The sequence below is a fragment of the Pseudomonas chlororaphis genome (genome assembly GCA_001023535.1).
Taxonomy (GTDB): Bacteria; Pseudomonadota; Gammaproteobacteria; order Pseudomonadales; family Pseudomonadaceae; genus Aquipseudomonas; species Aquipseudomonas chlororaphis_E.
The window spans coordinates 1,006,804-1,023,613 of sequence record CP011020.1; the positions used below are offsets into that span (position 1 = coordinate 1,006,804).

General features: G+C 63.2%; 17 protein-coding genes. 9 read left to right on the forward strand and 8 right to left on the reverse strand.

Annotated features, from left to right (window positions below):
- The first annotated feature begins 81 nt into the window (after positions 1-81).
- The 3 genes from VM99_04310 (at position 82) to VM99_04320 (ending at position 2,924) form a co-directional block, all read left to right on the forward strand.
- Positions 82-1,047 carry a glycerate dehydrogenase gene (locus VM99_04310; protein AKJ97311.1) on the forward strand — a complete coding sequence of 322 codons (966 nt, stop codon included), beginning with the start codon at positions 82-84 and terminating at the stop codon, positions 1,045-1,047.
- Positions 1,048-1,079: 32 nt separating this feature from the next.
- On the forward strand, positions 1,080-2,078 hold the full coding sequence (locus VM99_04315; GenBank protein AKJ97312.1) for a 16S rRNA methyltransferase: 999 nt from the start codon (positions 1,080-1,082) through the stop codon (positions 2,076-2,078).
- A 261-nt stretch (positions 2,079-2,339) separates the two neighbouring features.
- Positions 2,340-2,924 carry a membrane protein gene (locus VM99_04320; protein AKJ97313.1) on the forward strand — a complete coding sequence of 195 codons (585 nt, stop codon included), beginning with the start codon at positions 2,340-2,342 and terminating at the stop codon, positions 2,922-2,924.
- Positions 2,925-2,987: 63 nt separating this feature from the next.
- Here VM99_04320 and VM99_04325 read toward each other — a convergent pair whose 3' ends face one another.
- Entirely contained in the window at positions 2,988-3,803 is an 816-nt protein-coding gene (locus VM99_04325) for a peptidase M48 (GenBank protein AKJ97314.1), read from the reverse strand.
- Between the two features lie 215 nt (positions 3,804-4,018).
- Here VM99_04325 and VM99_04330 point away from each other — a divergent pair, with 215 nt between their 5' ends.
- On the forward strand, positions 4,019-6,157 hold the full coding sequence (locus tag VM99_04330) for a chemotaxis protein (GenBank protein AKJ97315.1): 2,139 nt from the start codon (positions 4,019-4,021) through the stop codon (positions 6,155-6,157).
- Positions 6,158-6,431: 274 nt separating this feature from the next.
- Here the strand turns inward: VM99_04330 and VM99_04335 are convergent, their stop codons facing one another.
- The 3 genes from VM99_04335 to VM99_04345 are packed head-to-tail and all read right to left on the reverse strand — an operon-like array spanning position 6,432 to position 7,545.
- Complete coding sequence (locus VM99_04335; protein ID AKJ97316.1) at positions 6,432-7,055, reverse strand: hypothetical protein; 624 nt, start codon at positions 7,053-7,055, stop codon at positions 6,432-6,434.
- A gap of 35 nt (positions 7,056-7,090) precedes the next feature.
- Positions 7,091-7,351 carry a hypothetical protein gene (locus tag VM99_04340; GenBank protein AKJ97317.1) on the reverse strand — a complete coding sequence of 87 codons (261 nt, stop codon included), beginning with the start codon at positions 7,349-7,351 and terminating at the stop codon, positions 7,091-7,093.
- A gap of 11 nt (positions 7,352-7,362) precedes the next feature.
- Positions 7,363-7,545, reverse strand: a complete 183-nt coding sequence (locus VM99_04345; protein ID AKJ97318.1) for an LITAF-like zinc ribbon domain containing protein — start codon at positions 7,543-7,545, stop codon at positions 7,363-7,365.
- A gap of 139 nt (positions 7,546-7,684) precedes the next feature.
- Here VM99_04345 and VM99_04350 point away from each other — a divergent pair, with 139 nt between their 5' ends.
- Complete coding sequence (locus VM99_04350) at positions 7,685-8,851, forward strand: glycerol acyltransferase (protein ID AKJ97319.1); 1,167 nt, start codon at positions 7,685-7,687, stop codon at positions 8,849-8,851.
- Positions 8,852-9,026: 175 nt separating this feature from the next.
- Here VM99_04350 and VM99_04355 read toward each other — a convergent pair whose 3' ends face one another.
- Entirely contained in the window at positions 9,027-9,311 is a 285-nt protein-coding gene (locus tag VM99_04355; GenBank protein AKJ97320.1) for a lipoprotein, read from the reverse strand.
- Between the two features lie 201 nt (positions 9,312-9,512).
- Between VM99_04355 and VM99_04360 the strand changes: the two genes are divergently transcribed.
- Entirely contained in the window at positions 9,513-9,719 is a 207-nt protein-coding gene (locus tag VM99_04360) for a hypothetical protein (protein AKJ97321.1), read from the forward strand.
- Positions 9,720-9,846: 127 nt separating this feature from the next.
- On the opposite strand, the gene VM99_04365 is transcribed toward VM99_04360, so the two are convergent.
- A complete protein-coding gene (locus VM99_04365) occupies positions 9,847-10,431 on the reverse strand; it encodes a lipoprotein (protein ID AKJ97322.1) in 585 nt (194 codons plus the stop codon).
- Between the two features lie 205 nt (positions 10,432-10,636).
- Between VM99_04365 and VM99_04370 the strand changes: the two genes are divergently transcribed.
- Positions 10,637-10,870 carry a hypothetical protein gene (locus VM99_04370; protein AKJ97323.1) on the forward strand — a complete coding sequence of 78 codons (234 nt, stop codon included), beginning with the start codon at positions 10,637-10,639 and terminating at the stop codon, positions 10,868-10,870.
- A gap of 737 nt (positions 10,871-11,607) precedes the next feature.
- Entirely contained in the window at positions 11,608-13,116 is a 1,509-nt protein-coding gene (locus tag VM99_04375) for a malate:quinone oxidoreductase (GenBank protein ID AKJ97324.1), read from the forward strand.
- Positions 13,117-13,231: 115 nt separating this feature from the next.
- On the opposite strand, the gene VM99_04380 is transcribed toward VM99_04375, so the two are convergent.
- Positions 13,232-13,519, reverse strand: a complete 288-nt coding sequence (locus VM99_04380) for an aminopeptidase (protein ID AKJ97325.1) — start codon at positions 13,517-13,519, stop codon at positions 13,232-13,234.
- A 61-nt stretch (positions 13,520-13,580) separates the two neighbouring features.
- Entirely contained in the window at positions 13,581-14,066 is a 486-nt protein-coding gene (locus VM99_04385; GenBank protein AKJ97326.1) for a hypothetical protein, read from the reverse strand.
- 177 nt (positions 14,067-14,243) lie between these two features.
- Between VM99_04385 and VM99_04390 the strand changes: the two genes are divergently transcribed.
- The gene (locus tag VM99_04390) at positions 14,244-15,968 is read left to right on the forward strand and encodes a transporter (GenBank protein ID AKJ97327.1); all 1,725 of its coding nucleotides are present in this window, start codon (positions 14,244-14,246) and stop codon (positions 15,966-15,968) included.
- Positions 15,969-16,810: the final 842 nt, after the last annotated feature.

Below are 16,810 nucleotides of genomic sequence, written 5' to 3' on the forward strand. Positions count from 1 at the left end.
ACATGCCCGGCGTCATGCCACAACGCATCTGATAGGCTCGCCACATTACGCCTTCGGTTCCAGACATAAAAGGTACAGCTGATGACAAACACCGCCCGCGCCGTTTTCCTCGATCACCCGTCCCTGGACCTCGGCGACCTGGACCTGGAGCCGCTGCGCAACTGCTTCCACACGTTGCAGTTGTTCGCCCGCACCTCGCCGGAGCAGGTGGCCGAACGGCTCAAGGGCGCCACCGTGGCGATCACCAACAAAGTGGTGATCGACGCGGCCGCGATGGCCGCCAACCCCGGATTGAAGCTGATCCTGATCAGCGCCACCGGCACCAACAATGTCGACCTGGTGGCTGCCCGCAACCATGGCATCACCGTGTGCAATTGCCAGGGCTACGGCACGCCGTCGGTGGCCCAACACACGATCATGCTGTTGCTGAACCTGGCGACACGATTGGCCGACTACCAGAAAGCGGTTGGTGCAGGACGCTGGCAGCAGGCTTCGCAGTTCTGCCTGCTGGACTACCCGATCGTCGAGCTGCAAGGCAAGACCCTGGGTCTGCTGGGCCACGGTGAACTGGGCAGCGCCGTCGGGCGGCTGGCCGAAGCTTTCGGCATGCGCGTACTGCTGGGGCAGATTCCCGGACGCCCGGCCCGTCCAGACCGCCTGGCGCTTGACCAGTTGCTGCCGCAGGTCGATGCCCTGACCCTGCACTGCCCGCTCAACGAACACACGCGAAACCTTATCGGAGCCCGCGAACTGGCCCAACTCAAACCCGGCGCCTTCGTGGTCAACACCGCCCGCGGTGGCCTGATCGACGAACAGGCCCTGGCCGAGGCGCTGCGCAGCGGCCACCTGGGCGGTGCCGCTACCGACGTGCTGAGCGTGGAGCCGCCAAGCCAGGGCAACCCCCTGCTGGCGAGCGACATCCCGCGCTTGATTGTCACCCCGCACAATGCCTGGGGCAGCCGCGAGGCGCGGCAGCGGATCGTTGGGCAAATGTGCGAAAACGCCCAGGGCTTTTTCAGCGGTACAGCGCGACGGGTCGTCAGTTGATAAACTGCCGCACTTTTTTCAAGGAGCAGACCATGGACCCGCGCAGTGAAGTACTGCTTCGTCAGGCCGAGTTATTCCAGGGCTCGGTGCTGCTGGCCGGCTTGCCCGCCGACGACCTGCTCGGCCGCCTGCCCGACGCCCACGGCTGGTGCTGGCACGCTGGCGATCAGGCGGCGCTGGACGCGCGTTTCCCACAGCGCAGCCACTTTGGCGTCACCGTGCCCGAACGCGGGTTCGACACTGCCGTGGTGTTCCTGCCCAAGGCCAAGGACCTCACCGACTACATCCTCAACGCCGTGGCGGCGCGCCTGGCCGGCCGCGAGGTGTACCTGGTCGGGGAAAAACGCAGCGGCATCGAAGGCGCGTCCAAGCAGCTCAACCCCTTTGGCAAGCCGCGCAAGCTCGACAGCGCGCGGCATTGCCAGTTGTGGCAGGTCACCGTGGCCAACGCCCCCGAGGCCAAGCCTCTGGAAAGCCTGGCCCAGACCTACGAATTGCCCTTGGCCGAAGGCCCACTGACCGTCGTCAGCCTGCCCGGCGTGTTCAGCCACGGTCGCCTGGATCGCGGCAGTGCACTACTGCTCGAACACCTGGACAAACTGCCCGGCGGCCATTTGCTGGACTTCGGCTGCGGCGCCGGCGTGCTCGGGGCGGTGGTCAAGCGGCGCTATCCGCACAACACCGTCACGATGCTGGACGTGGACGCCTTCGCCGCCGCCAGCAGTCGCCTGACCCTGGCGGCCAACGGCCTGGACGCCGAGGTGCTGACCGGTGACGGGATCGACGCCGCGCCAATGGGCTTGAACGCGATCCTGAGCAACCCGCCGTTCCACGTCGGCGTGCACACCGATTACTTCGCCACGGAAAACCTGCTGCGAAAAGCCGCGAAACACCTGAAAAACGGCGGCGAACTGCGACTGGTCGCCAACAGTTTCCTCAAGTACCAGCCACTGATCGAAGAGCACTTGGGTGCCTGCTCAATCAAGGCCGAGGGCCAAGGGTTCCGCATCTACCAGGCCAGGCGCGGCTGAGGCTTTTTGGAAAACAACGCTTGCCCTATCGGATTTGCCTAGGCAGAATCCGCTCCGTCCTAGGGGAGTAGTCTCCCGCGAGCGCCCTGCTCGCCCGGCATACGTCAACACACTTGGTCAGCAGACCATGGCGTATGCGGCCCAAGCGTCCACGCAGATGGTCGCTGGGTTTGACAAGACCTATGACACGCACACCTTACCCGGGGCGGGAAGGCTGTACGTGTCATAGCCGTGTCGACCCGCCCCTTTAGGAACTACCTGATGCTGGACTCATTTCTCGTACCTACCGCCATCGTTGCGTTGGCCGAAATCGGCGACAAGACGCAATTGCTCGCGCTCATCCTCGCGGCACGCTTTCGCAAACCCTGGCCGATCATCGCCGGCATCATCGCGGCAACGCTCGCCAACCATGCGGCCGCCGGGGCCGTGGGGGCCTGGGTGGGCAGTATCTTCTCGGATGCGGTCTTGCACTGGATCCTGGCGGCCAGTTTCGCGGCCACGGCGCTGTGGACCCTGGTCCCGGACAAGCTGGACGACGAGGAAACCACCACCGCCCGCACGTTCGGCCCATTCCTGACCACGCTGATCGCGTTCTTCCTGGCGGAAATCGGTGACAAGACGCAGATCGCCACGGTAATGCTCGCTGCGCAGTACCCGGAGCTGTGGCTGGTGATCATCGGGACCACCCTGGGCATGCTGATTGCCAACGTGCCGGTGGTACTGGCCGGCAACTTCGCGGCCGAGAAACTGCCCCTGAACCTGATCCGCCGCCTGGCCGCCTCGGCCTTCTTCGTCCTGGCGGTTGTCGCGGTGTACAAGGCGATGCAGAGCAGCGGGTGGGTTTAAAGAGGCGTTGAGGCGAGGGAGCTTGCTCCCTCGCCTCAAAAGCACATCAGCGCATCGCGCGGGTTACTTCTTGGCCTGTTGGTAAAGCGGCATCACCTTCGGAATGGCCGCCTGCAACGAAGCGATCCGGCTGCTGGACGCCGGGTGCGTGCTCATGAACTCCGGCGGCGCGCCTTCCGAGGCCTTGCTCATCTTGTTCCACAAGGTGATCGCGGCGTTCGGGTTGTAACCGGCGCGGGCGGCGAGTTCAAGGCCGATCAGGTCGGCTTCGTTCTCGTTGGCGCGACTGTTGGGCAAGGTCATGCCATAGTTGGCCACGGTGTCGGCCAGCGCCAGGCTGTCCTGGCCCAGGCCGAACAAGGCACCGGCGCCCTGCTTGGCCATCTCGATGCCGTAGGCCTTGGACATCGCCTCACGACCGTGCTCGCGCAGGGCGTGGGCGATTTCATGGCCCATGACCGCAGCGATTTCATCGTCGGTCAGTTGCAGCGAATCGATCAGCCCGGTGTAGAAGATGATCTTGCCGCCAGGCCCGCAGTTGGCGTTGAGCTCGTCGCTCTTGATCAGGTTCACTTCCCACTTCCATTGCGCCGAGTCCGGACGGAACACCGGCGCCTGGGCGATCAGTCGGCTGGCAATGGCCTGCACGCGCTTGGCTTCATTGCTGGTCTTGTCCAACGCACCCTGGGTGCTCGCCTCGCCCACTGTCTTCTGGTAGGACTGGGCATACATCTGGTTGACCTCGTCGGTCGACAACATGCTGAACATGTACTGCTTGCGCTCCACGCCCACGGCTCCGCCGCTGGTGGTATTCACCGATTGGCAACCGGCGAGCAGAAGGCCCGCGCCCAGTACACTCACCATCAATGTCTTGTGCATATAAGAAGCTCCCTGGAAACGTGGGCGTATCCTAGGCGGTGATTTGTATCGGCGCCAGATACATCACGACGGATTACAATTTTTCGCACAGCACCCCACCCTGTCCATTTGCGACACTCACCCCTCCAAAACAGTCATCCGACGAACAGCGCCTTATGCCGGGGCGGCCAAACGCCGATACAGGTTCCAGACGTCATCCTGCGTCCGGAGCCTTTATGAAATTCAAATCGATCCAGTTTTCCGTGGCGGCCCTGGCGGGTGCCATCGTTCTCAGCGTGGTCGGCGCCCTGGTGCTGTACGCGTTGTTTGCGGGTGCCCGCACCCAGGAGATGGTGCAACAGCGGACCAAGGCGCAATTCGAACAGCTCATCGAACAGCGCCTCAGCGCCCTGGCCCGAACCCAGGCCAGCTTGATCCAACGGGAACTGGAGGCGCCGCTGCAACTGGCCAAGGGCCTTGCCACCACCAACGCCCTGATGGGCATGAAGGGCGCGGACGGTAACCCGTCCTTGAAGGTGCCCCGCGAGCAGATGATCAGCCTGCTGCGCGAAACCGTGGTGCGCAATCCCAAGGTCTTGGGCGCCTACATCGCCTGGGAACCGAACGCCATCGATCACGACGACGCCAACTACGCGAACAGCCAGGTGGTGGGCATGGAAACCAACGGGCGCTTCCTGCCCTGGTGGTTTCGCAACCAGGACGGCACCCTCGGCCTGGAAAAACTCGCCGACGTGACCGACCAGAAACTGCTCTCCACCGGCATCCGCGCCAGTGAGTACTACCTGTGCTCCCAGGACAGCCGCAAGGCCTGCGTGATCGACCCGGCGCCCTACCGGGTTGGCGACACCATGACCATGCTCGCCTCGTTCATCGAACCGATTCTCATCGACGGCAAGTTCCAGGGCATTGTCGGGGCCGACCTGTCGGTGAACTTCATCCAGGACATGCTCGTGGCCGCCGACGGCAAGCTGTACGACGGCGCCGGGGAAATGGCCCTGCTCTCGAGCAACAACCGCTTCGTGGCCTTCACCAAGGACCCGAGCAAGCTCGGAGAGAAAGCCAGCGACCTGCTCGACGCCAGCGAACTGGACAACCTGGGCAAGCTCGGCAACGGCGAAGTGCGCTACGACGTCGATGAAGAACACGGGCATATCGAGGTGTACATGCCATTCGGCATTGGCGAAACCAACGCGCGTTGGACGCTGATGCTGCAACTGCCGCTGAACGCGGTGATGGCCGACCTGCAAGCGTTGCAGAACGACCTCGACCACCAGCGCCAGGCGGATATTTTCGGCATGGCGATGGTGGGCCTGGTGATCGCCGGGATCGGCTTGCTGGTGATCTGGCTGGTGGGCCATGGCATTGCCCGACCGCTCAAGCAAATGGTGGCGATGCTCGATGACATCGCTCAGGGCGAAGGCGACCTGACCCGTCGCCTGGTGAGCGACCGCGCCGATGAGCTGGGCTCGATCGCCAAGGGCTTCAACACCTTCCTGAGCAAGTTGCAGGGGATGATCACCCAGGTGGTGACCTCGGTGCAGAGCGTCAGCGATTCGTCGGAACACACCGCCGACATCGCCATCCGCACCAACCAGGGCGTGCACAAGCAAATGTCGGAGATCGACCAGGTGGCCACCGCCGTACAGGAAATGACCGCCACCGCCCAGGACGTGGCCCGCAATGCGACCCAGGCCGCGCAGGCCGCCAGCCACGCCGACCAGGCCGCCAGCCAGGGCATGCAGATTGTCCAGGACACCTCCACGGCCATTGGGGCCCTGGCAACGGAAATCGGCAAGGCCGTAAGCGTGGTGCAGGCCCTGGCCAAGGACAGCGAGAACATCAACGCGATCCTCACCGCCATTCGCGGGATCGCCGAGCAGACCAACCTGCTCGCCCTCAACGCGGCCATCGAGGCGGCCCGTGCCGGTGAACAGGGACGCGGCTTCGCCGTGGTGGCCGATGAGGTGCGTAACCTGGCACAGAAGACGCAACAGGCCACCGAAGAAATCCAGGCGATGATCCAACAGTTGCAACAAGGCACCCGGGATGTGGTGCGGGTGATGGAAGACAGCCAGCACCGTACCGATGAAAGCGTGCAGCACGCGGCGAAGGCGGCCCAGGCCCTGGAGACGATCACCCAGGCGGTGTCGGTGATCAACGACATGAACACCCAGATCGCCAGCGCCGCGGAGGAACAGAGCGCCGTGGCCGATGACATCAACCGCAATGTGATCAACATCGGCCAGGTGGCGAATGAAGTCGCAAGCGGCGCGGACGAGTCCAGCGCCGCCAGCGCCGGGCTGACCAAGTTGGCGGAGCAGCAGCGGCGCTTGATCAATCAGTTCAGGGTTTGACACAGAAGCCCTGTGGCAGCGGGCCTGCCCGCGAATGCGCTGGTTCAGCTTGCAAAGATGTTGGATGTACCGGCCCCTTCGCGGACAAGCCCGCTCCCACAGTCATTCGGTTGGCCGCAGGATTAGTGTTCGCCACAAACCATTGTGGGAGCGGGCTTGCCCGCGAAGGCGACGTGTCAGGCGATACTTCTTTGCCTGTTAGACCGCTTTCGCGAGCAAGCCCGCTCCCACAAAGGGTTGGCTCGTGAAGAGGCCAGCCAATACACCAATGCCCTCAAGCCGGCGTCAGGCACTCCGGCCCATTGAGCTTCGGGTCATTGACCATGTTGGCCAGCACCCGCTCGCGCAAGGCGGCCGGTTCGCTGGCCAGCAGCCCTTGCAAGGCATGCAATGGCGTCTCGGGGTCTAGCCACTGGCGCTGGCCTTCTTCGTCCAGAATCAGTGGCCGGCGCTGCCCCGCCGCCGGCTGGGTGATGACCGCCGTGCTCAGCCACACTTGCTCCTGCACCGGATACGCCTCCCAGATCGCGGCGAAGAACAACGACGACCCTTCGCCCGGGGTCAACCAGTACGGGCGCTTGCGCGTGCCGCCGCGCCATTCATAAAAGCCGTTGGCCGGCAGCAGGCAACGCCGCAGGCGCAAGGCCTCGCGGAACATCGGTTGCTCGGCCACGGTTTCGGCCCGAGCATGGGCCGGGGTGCGGGACAGGTCGGTCAGCCACGGCGGCGTCAGCCCCCAGCGTGCCCGGGCCAGTTCCCGCTGGCCGTCGGCGCCGACACGCAGCATCAGCACCGAATCGTTGGGCGATATATTCCATTGGGCCTTCTGGTCGGCCGGAAAGCCGGGCAAGGCCGCGAAAGCGGGGTTCCAGCGAAACAGGGCATAACGTCCACACATGGGGCAACACAACTCTTGATCAAACGGCCGCCAGCCTAACAGACCAGCGTGCCGGGGTAGCTCTGCGGCTCATCGCCGGGCACGGGCATCGCCGCATTGTACGCAACGATCAACTCCCGGGCGTATTGCGCCTGCTCGTCCTCCACCGCCAGCCCCAGCAAGCCTTGCATCGGCAACTCACCGACGCCGCCCACCAGGTCGCGGCCCACCAGATGCGCGGTGATGCCCTCGCTGGCGAGCATGCCTTGCAGCAGCTCGCCCTCCATCAGGTTTTCCAGCTCGTAGATGCGTTGCATGGGCGCGCCCCTCAGTCGTTTTCGGCGTGGACCTCAAGATGCCACTCCTCGCCATGCACCTGCAGGACAAAGGTGACCGGCCGACAACAGACCTGACAGTCCTCGATGTAGTTCTGGTCCCCACCCGACAGGTCCACGGACGTCTCGATCTCTTCACCACAATAGGGGCAATCATAAAGAGCAGTTTCCAGCATCGCGGGTCTCCCAGGTGACTTGTGCGTATAATCGCCGGTCTGTTTGCAGGGCTATTTTCGCCTGGCTTGTCTGCCAGGCCGTGCCCCATCGTTTTTTGAGCGAACCTTTACTTACCCTAGCCGTTTCCAACAAGAGAGCATGATGGGCGAATTCGATGCCATCCGACCTTACGACGACAGCGAAGTCCCAGCGGTGCTGGCACGGCTGCTCGGCGACAAGGCGTTTCTAGATATCCTCACCCACTTCCGCTTCCCGCGCCTGGCCGGCGCATTAGGCTGGATGCTCAAACCCCTTATAGCGCAAAGATTGCGTCGTGAGTTCGCCGGTGTGAGCTCCGTCGCCACTTTGCAGGACAAGGTAGAGTTCTACGTCGACCACACCATCGAGCGCGCCACCGACGGCGTGACCTATACCGGCGTGGAGCAATTCAAGTCCGGCAGCGCCTACCTGTTCATCGCCAACCACCGCGACATCGTGATGGACCCGGCCTTCGTCAACTACGCCGTGTACCACGCCGGCCTGCCGACACCGCGCATCGCCATTGGCGACAACCTGCTGCAAAAACCGTTCGTCAGCGACCTGATGCGCCTGAACAAGAGTTTCATCGTGCACCGCTCCCTCACCGGACGCCGGAAAAAACTGGCGGCCTACCAGTTGCTGTCGGCCTACATCAACCACTCGATCCGCAACGACTGCGCCTCGATCTGGATCGCCCAGGCCGAAGGCCGGGCCAAGGACGGCGACGACCGCACCGAGTCGGCGATCCTCAAGATGTTCCACATGAGCCGCAAGGACGAGCCGTTCGGCGAGGTGATCCAGTCGCTGAACCTCACGCCGGTGTCCATCAGCTACGAATATGACCCGTGCGACCAGGCCAAGGCCCGCGAGCTGTACATCCGCGCCACCACCGGCACCTACACCAAGGCGCCCGGCGAGGACGACGTGAGCATTGCCAAGGGCATCACCGGCTACAAGGGCCGGGTGCATGTGAACTTCGCCGCGCCCATCACCGAATACTTCGAGGACACCAAGCAATTGGCCGTGGAAATGGACCGGCAGATTCTCGGCGGCTATCGGTTGTTCCCGGTGCACTACCTGGCCTACGCCCAATGGGCTGACGCCGACCCGCAATTGCAGGTGCCGACGGCGGCCGAGGTGTTTGGTGCCGAGGAACTGGCCAAGGCCGAGCAAGAGTGGCAACGCCGACTGGACGCTTGCCCGGAGGACTACCGACCGTTCCTGGTGCTGCAATACGCGACGCCGGTGCGCAATCAGTATCGGGTCAAGGCGGGGTTGGCGTTGTAAGGCGGAGCGTGTCTCGGCCTCAGGAGAAGCGCCATACCTGTGGCGAGGGGATTTATCCCCGCTGGGCTGCGCAGCAGCCCCCAGGATTGTTTGCTTATCCAAGCCTGGCGAGTGCTCCGCACTCGAACGGGGATAAATCCCCTCGCCACAGACAACGCCTACATCAATAACCTGATCAGTGAATCTGCGTGCTGATCCACGACACCAGCAACGCCAGCGCCAGGCAACCGAAACCGAACCGGTAGAAGAACCGGTTCATGCGCTGGGTCGCCAGGTCCAGCAGCGCCTCGAAGCGCTCCTCACCGTTTCCGCTGCGTGCTTGCAGGCAGGCTCGGGCCCGCTGCTCACGGCGGCGCGTCGCATGCAGCACCCAACCGCCCGGGCAGGCGAACAGCAACGCGAGCAGGTTGATCAGTTTGGCGGGGTGGGCAGCGAACAGCGAAAACAGATGCAGCGACATCACGAACCTCAAACGGAAATACGGACAGGACACGTCCGGGACCTACGAACAGGGCGCGGATTCTACCGAAAGCCTGCCGCCCTGGGCGGTTTTTTCCGACCTGTGGGGGCAAGGTCCGGGCGACCGATTAATTTGCCCCGTCACGGTTTCGTCATCTGGATAAGCCACCCTGTCGCCCTTCAAACCAGCCCGGACCCCATCATGCTTCACGCCGAAAACCAGGACCGCCTCTACCTCATCAGCCCCAGCGACGAACAGCAGAACCTCGTCGACAGCCTGTCCTTCAATGTGCAGGACCGACACTGGCTGGTGTATTGCGCCCTCGGCGGCCACCAGCACGCCGACCTGCCCGAGACCGACCTGCTGACCGGGATCAGTGTGCTGGAGTTGTATTCACAGGCGGCATGAAATCGCTCCTGCAAAAACACCTGTGGGAGCGAGCTTGCTCGCGATAGCGTCCGCACACCAACACATCTGTTGACTGACAGGCCGCTATCGCGAGCAAGCTCGCTCCCACATTGGGGATGGTTGACTTTTACTCAGCCAGCACCTGGCCAATGGTCGGGTCCTTGAACAGACGCGTCAGGGCATCGCTCAACACATCGCTGACCAGCTTGGTGTTGGTGTCCTGGTTGGGCGCCATGCCGAAGCGCTGGTCCAGCGACGCACCGTAGCGACCGCTGTAGCGGCGGTTGGCATTCTGCACGTCGGAGCGGAAGGTCGCGCCGATGGTGGCTTCGGTCACGTACATGCCTTCCTTGGGCGACTGGTACTTGAGTTCGGCCAGGGTCACGGTCAGTTGCGGCGCGTTCAAAGCGTTCGCGGTCGGGGTGAAGCCGAGCAGGCGGACAGCGGCTTCAGCCTGGGCCTGCAGCTTGGGCAGGATTTGCGCGCCCTGCACCGTGATCACGCTGGTTTCCGGGTACAGCCCGCCACGGGTGCCGAGGGTCGGCGACGGACGACCGTCCACTACCCGTACCACCACCGGCTGGCCACGTCCTACGGGCGCCAGTTGGGCGTTGAGCTTGGGCTCGGGGTTGAGTTGTTGCGGGCTGTGGGCGCAGCCGACGAGGGTCAGACTGGCCACGGCGATCAAACCGAACAACAGGCGTTGCAACATGCGCTTCTCTCCAGAATCGGGCACGAACAGGCCGGCAGTATAGCGGTGCGCTCGGCCTCGGAACTAGCACCGCACGATGAATACTCAAATGTCTGACACGGGCCGGTAACCGCGGTTCCTGTCACCCCATTGTCACGGTCCTTACACCGCCATGTCATGGCCCGCTGTCAGGCTTGCCTCAAGCTCCCTGACCCGGTATCCGATCATGCGCTTGCTCATTTCCCTGTTCACACCGCGCCCTCATCACCGCAGCTTCGCCCTGCTGGACCGCAACGGCCTTTGCCAGGCGTTCAAGCAATGCAGCCTGCAACCCATGGGCGAAGGTTGGGTGGAAATCGAAGAGATCCGCCTCAACTGGCTGCACCAGCCACTGCCCGCCAGCGCCCGCGTGCAACCGGTGCGCGCTCGCGCACGCAACCGACAACTGTTGACCATCTGACCGGACGGCTAATAAAAGTCATTAATCACGACCATTTCCCTGCGTTTCTTCGATACAATCTCCCCCCGATTATAAGGACGTCTCCTGATCGGGCCCCGCAACGCCGCTGATGCGCAGGTATTGGCACCCCGCACCGCCCACAGAGAGCCGCCCACACAGATCGAGTGAAGCTGGCGCGCTTGCTGTTTCTCAAGCCATTGACCACTTTTCGCGCATCTGCAGAGCTGTCATTACGCTCGGTCACTGAGCTGTCTGCCCGTTTTGCCTGTCATGTAATACATGGGGGCAACCAAACCGGGCGCGGTGCCAGGCTGGGACAGCCCTTTTTTGAGGTTCACGTCTTCAAAAGAGCGTGAAAAAACGGGTTTTCACAACTTCACAAGAGTGTGGCGAGCAAATGAAGAGTTTTGCGTCTGAACAAGCACCATTAGCGTCTGAAACAGCCCAACGATACAGGACCGGATATCGCTCAAGAACCGCTGCCTGAAGCCTGTCCGCTACGGATTTGGTTGCGCTAACGGATGTCTCGGCCATAAGTCGAATTGCCTGCCCGGCGCTTAAATGAGTTCATGTGACTCTGTAAGGCCAGGCTGCATGCATCCGCAGTAGTTGCGAAAAATTGCGAAGATTCGGACATGGCGATCCTGGCCATGGGTACCTGGGGCACCACCACCTGCCCCGCCAATCCTGGCCGCTATGCCGACAATTTGGTGCTGCAGATTTTGGAGACGCGTTAAATGGCGCATAACGAAGCAGTCGATGTAGTTCTGGTAGGGGCCGGCATCATGAGTGCCACCCTGGCCGTACTGCTCAAGGAGCTCGACCCCGCGATCTCGCTGGAAGTCGTCGAGCTGATGGATTCCGGTGCCGCGGAGAGTTCCAACCCCTGGAACAACGCCGGTACCGGCCACGCCGGGCTGTGTGAGCTCAACTACACGCCCCAGGCAGCCGATGGCAGTGTCGACATCAAGAAAGCCGTGCACATCAACACCCAGTTCGAGGTGTCGAAGCAGTTCTGGACGTACCTGACCAAAAAGGGCACGTTCGGTTCTTCCAAGTCGTTCATCGCCCCGGTACCGCACCTGAGCTTCGTCCAGGGTGAAAAAGGCGTGTCGTTTCTCAAGAAGCGCTTCGAGCTGCTGAGCAAGCACCATGCCTTCGCCGACATGGAATACACCGAGGACAAGGCCGTGATGGCCGAGTGGATGCCGCTGATGATGCCGGGCCGGCCAGCCGATGAGGTCATCGCCGCCACCCGCGTCATGAACGGCACCGACGTCAACTTCGGCGCCCTGACCAACCAGTTGCTCAAGCACCTGACCAGCGCACCGGACACCCAGGTCAAGTATTGCAAGCGCGTCACCGGCCTCAAGCGCAAGGGCAGTGGCTGGACCGTGAGCATCAAGGACGTCAATTCCGGCAGCACCCGCGAAGTCGACGCCAAGTTCGTCTTCCTGGGCGCCGGCGGCGCGGCCTTGCCGCTGCTGCAAGCCTCGGGCATCGAGGAAAGCAAGGGCTTCGGCGGCTTCCCGGTCAGCGGCCAGTGGCTGCGCTGCGACAACCCGGACGTGGTCAAGCACCACCAGGCCAAGGTCTACAGCCAGGCCGCGGTCGGCTCGCCGCCCATGTCGGTGCCGCACCTGGACACCCGCGTGGTCGATGGCAAGAAATCCCTGCTGTTCGGGCCCTACGCCGGCTTCACCACCAAGTTCCTCAAGCACGGTTCGATCATGGACCTGCCGCTGTCGGTACGGGCCGGCAACATCGGTCCGATGCTGGCCGTGGCCCGCGACAACATGGACCTGACCAAGTACTTGATCAGCGAAGTGATGCAATCCATGGAACAACGCCTGGAATCGCTGCGGCGCTTCTACCCCGAGGCGAAAGCCGAGGACTGGCGCCTGGAAGTGGCCGGCCAGCGGGTGCAGATCATCAAGAAAGACCCGAAGAAAGGCGGCATCCTGCAGTTCGGCACCGAGCTGGTGGCGGCCAAGGACGGCACCCTCGCCGCCCTGCTCGGCGCATCGCCAGGTGCTTCGGTGACCGTTTCGATCATGCTGGAACTGATCGAGCGCTGCTTCCCGGACAAGGCCAAGGGCGAGTGGGCCACCAAGCTCGCGGAAATCTTCCCGGCCCGGGAAAAAGTGCTGGAAACCGACGCGGCGCTGTATCGCAAGATCAACGCGCAGAACAACGTCGCGCTGGAGCTGGTCGAGCAAAGCAGCGAGACCCAAAGCTACGCTTGAGGCTCGCCCCATAAAAAACGCCCCGTTCTCCATGAGAGCGGGGCGTTTTTTATGGGTGACGTTTTGTGGCGAGGGCGCTTGCTCCCGCTGGCCTGCGAAGCAGGCCCATGATCAATCAGCCACGCGCCTTCTCGATCAATTCGATGTATTCCTCGGCGTTGCGCTGGTCCTGGACCAATGCCACGAAGTCGTTGCCGTGCTCATCCTTGCCATGGAGGTCGTAGCCGGCTTCGACGAAGAAGGTCAGGAACCGCTCGAAATCATCGACCCGCAGGCCACGGTAGCCCTTGATCAGTTTGTGCAGCGACGGCGAAGTGGCATCGACCGGTTCGAAATTGAGGAACAGCTTGATCTGTTCGTCGCCAATCTCGTCACCAATCACCTGTTTCTTGTCTTTACGCATTGCCGGCTCCAACTCGCACGATTCACGGGGCGGGCAGTTTACCCCCGGCAGGCCCCGAGGCTCAACGCGAGCGTTCGGCCCCGGTGTGCAGATCAGCCCAGATGTGGCCATTGGCGTAGGTGAGGAACTGCACATACACGGTGTTGTTGCGCAGCAGATCGATGACCACCCGGTATTGGGCCTGTGGATAAGTCAGGGTGAGGGTCTTGCTGGCCTCGTCGAAAACCGGCTTCTTCAGGCTTTTGCTTTCGCCGTCGAAGTTGAGGATCACCTGGTTGAGGCTGGCGCCCTTATTCAGTGGCTTGCCCTTGAGGCGCACCAGCAAGGGTGAAGTGACCGGGATCGGCTGTTGATTGGATTGACGCTGATTGCCCAGCACCACCGAATAGTCGGTGACCTGCAGCAATTGCTGCTGTTCGGGCTGTTCCTGGCGCGCCACCAGGTCGTCGGGGGGCAGGAACTGGCTGTGCATTGGTGCGGCCATCGCCGTCAAAGGCAGGCTGGATATCAGCAGTACAGCGGCGCAACGGCGAATCGAGACAGGCATGGCAAGCTCCGGGGTCTTGGCCGGGCACTCTAGCATGAGCCTGGACGGTAAAAATAACGATCCAGATCAATACATCCGCGCAACGAGCACGGCATACTCAAAGAGCCATCAGCCCCGGTCTAGCGGTGCATGCCTTTGTGGCGAGGGCCAGTGCCAGCCCCCTTGCGAGGAGTATTCATGTCTTTCTCCGCCCCACCATTGTTTGCCGCCTGGCGCCAGAGCTGGCAGGCCGGTTATACCCTTGCGCGCCTGCGCGGCGACCTGGTGGCCGGGCTGACCGTCGGGATCATCGCCATCCCCCTGGCCATGGCCCTGGCGATCGCCGTTGGCGTGCCTCCGCAGCATGGCCTGTACACCGTGCTGGTGGCGGCGCCGCTGATTGCCCTCACCGGTGGCTCGCGCTTCAACGTGAGCGGGCCGACGGCGGCGTTCGTGGTGATCCTGTTGCCCATCACCCAGCAATACGGCCTGGGCGGCTTGCTGTTGTGCACGATGCTGGCTGGCCTGATCCTGATCGCCCTGGGCCTGATGCGGGCCGGACGGCTGATCCAGTACATTCCCTACCCGGTCATCCTGGGCTTTACCGCCGGGATCGGCGTGGTCATCGCCACGTTGCAACTCAAGGACCTGCTGGGCCTGAGCAACGTCGGCCAGGCCCGGCACTACATGGAACAGCTCGGCGAACTGCTCATCGCCCTGCCCGGCGCCCGCCTGGGCGATAGCCTGATCGGCGTCACCTGTCTGGCGCTCCTGATCATCTGGCCGCGCTGGGTGCCGAAAGTCCCCGGGCATCTGGTCGCTTTGCTGGTGGGCGCACTGCTGGGGCTGGCGATGGAGCGCTGGGGCTTGCCGGTCGCGACACTGGGCGAACGCTTCGGTTACGTGGTGGAAGGCGTCACCTACCCGGGCATCCCACCGTTTCTGCCAAGCTTCGACTGGCCCTGGCATCTGCCGGACGGCCAGGGCCACCCCCTGAACCTTTCCTATGACCTGATCCGCCAGTTGCTGGGCCCCGCCTTCGCCATCGCCATGCTCGGCGCCATCGAGTCACTGCTGTGCGCCGTGGTGGCGGACGGCATGACCGGCAGCAAGCACGACCCCAATGCCGAGCTGATAGGCCAAGGCCTGGGCAATCTGGTGGCGCCGCTGTTCGGCGGCATCACCGCCACCGCCGCGATTGCCCGCAGCGCCACCAATGTGCGCAGCGGCGCGTCGTCACCGTTGGCCGCGATCATCCACAGCCTGGTGGTGCTGCTGGCGATGGTGCTGCTGGCACCGCTGTTCAGCTACTTGCCCATGGCCGCGCTGGCGGCATTGCTGGTCATGGTTGCCTGGAACATGAGCGAAGCCGGGCATGTGCTGCACACCCTGCGCATCGCCCCGCGCAGCGACGTGCTGGTGCTGCTGACCTGCCTGGGCCTGACGGTGCTGTTCGACATGGTGCTGGCCGTCGCGGTCGGTCTGTTGCTGGCCGCCGGGTTGTTCATCAAGCGCATGAGTGAACTGACCGACAGCGCCGAACTGCCCCGCCACTTCCACCAGGCGTTGCAAGACATGCCCGAGCATGTGCGCTGCTATGGCATCCGCGGGCCGCTGTTCTTCGGCGCCGCCGAAAAAGCCCTGGATGTGCTACGCCGTTTCGACCCGGGGGTTCGGGTGGTGATCGTGGAGATGAGTGCCGTGCCGATGCTGGACATGACCGCGCTGGCCGCGTTTGAAAACATCCTGAAGGATTACCGCAAGCGAGGCATCGGCCTGATCCTGGTGGCGACCGCGCCGCGGGTACGCCTGAAACTGCGCCGCGCCGGCATCCATCGCGAGCAGCGCCAACTGGCTTATGTGAAAACGCTGGAGCAAGCGCGGATCAAGAGTGAGCGCTGGCTGCAAGCCCACTGCGCCTGACCTGTGGCGAAGGGGGCCGCTTCGCAGCCCAGCGGGAGCAAGCTCCCTCGCCACGAAAGCAAGCTCACACAAAACTCCTGTGGCGAGGGGATTTATCCCCGTTGGACTGCGCAGCAGGCCCAAAAAAGATCAATGCGGTCTGCCTGACACCCCCAGGCTTCAGTTCCAGGGGGCCGCTTCGCAGCCCAGCGGGGATAAATCCCCTCGCCACAAAAGCACTCGCCACAGCCCCCTCTTTTGCCTTGTTGGATAATGGGCAACCACACCGTGGCGAGGGAGCTTGCTCCCGCTGGACTGCGCAGCAGGCCCAAAAAGATCAATGCGGTCTGACTGACACACCCAGGCGTCAGTTCCAGGGGGGCCGCTTCGCAGCCCAGCGGGAGCAAGCTCCCTCGCCACGAAAACAAGCTCACACAAAACTCCTGTGGCGAGGGGATTTATCCCCGTTGGACTGCGTAGCAGGCCCAAAAAAGATCAATGCGGTGTGCCTGACACACCCAGGCGCCTGCTCCAGGGGGGGCCGCTTCGCAGCCCTGCGGGAGCAAGCTCCCTCGCCACGAAAGCAAGCTCACACAAAACTCCTGTGGCGAGGGGATTTATCCCCGTTGGACTGCGCAGCAGGCCCAAAAAAGATCAATGCGGTGTGCCTGACACACCCAGGCGCCTGCTCCAGGAGGGGCCGCTTCGCAGCCCAGCGGGAGCAAGCTCCCTCGCCACAGAACCTCCGCAGGCAATGCGGTGTGCCTGACACACCCAGGCGCCTGCTCCAGGAGGGGCCGCTTCGCAGCCCAGCGGGAGCAAGCTCCCTCGCCACAGAACCTCCGCAGCCGGTGCCCGATGCG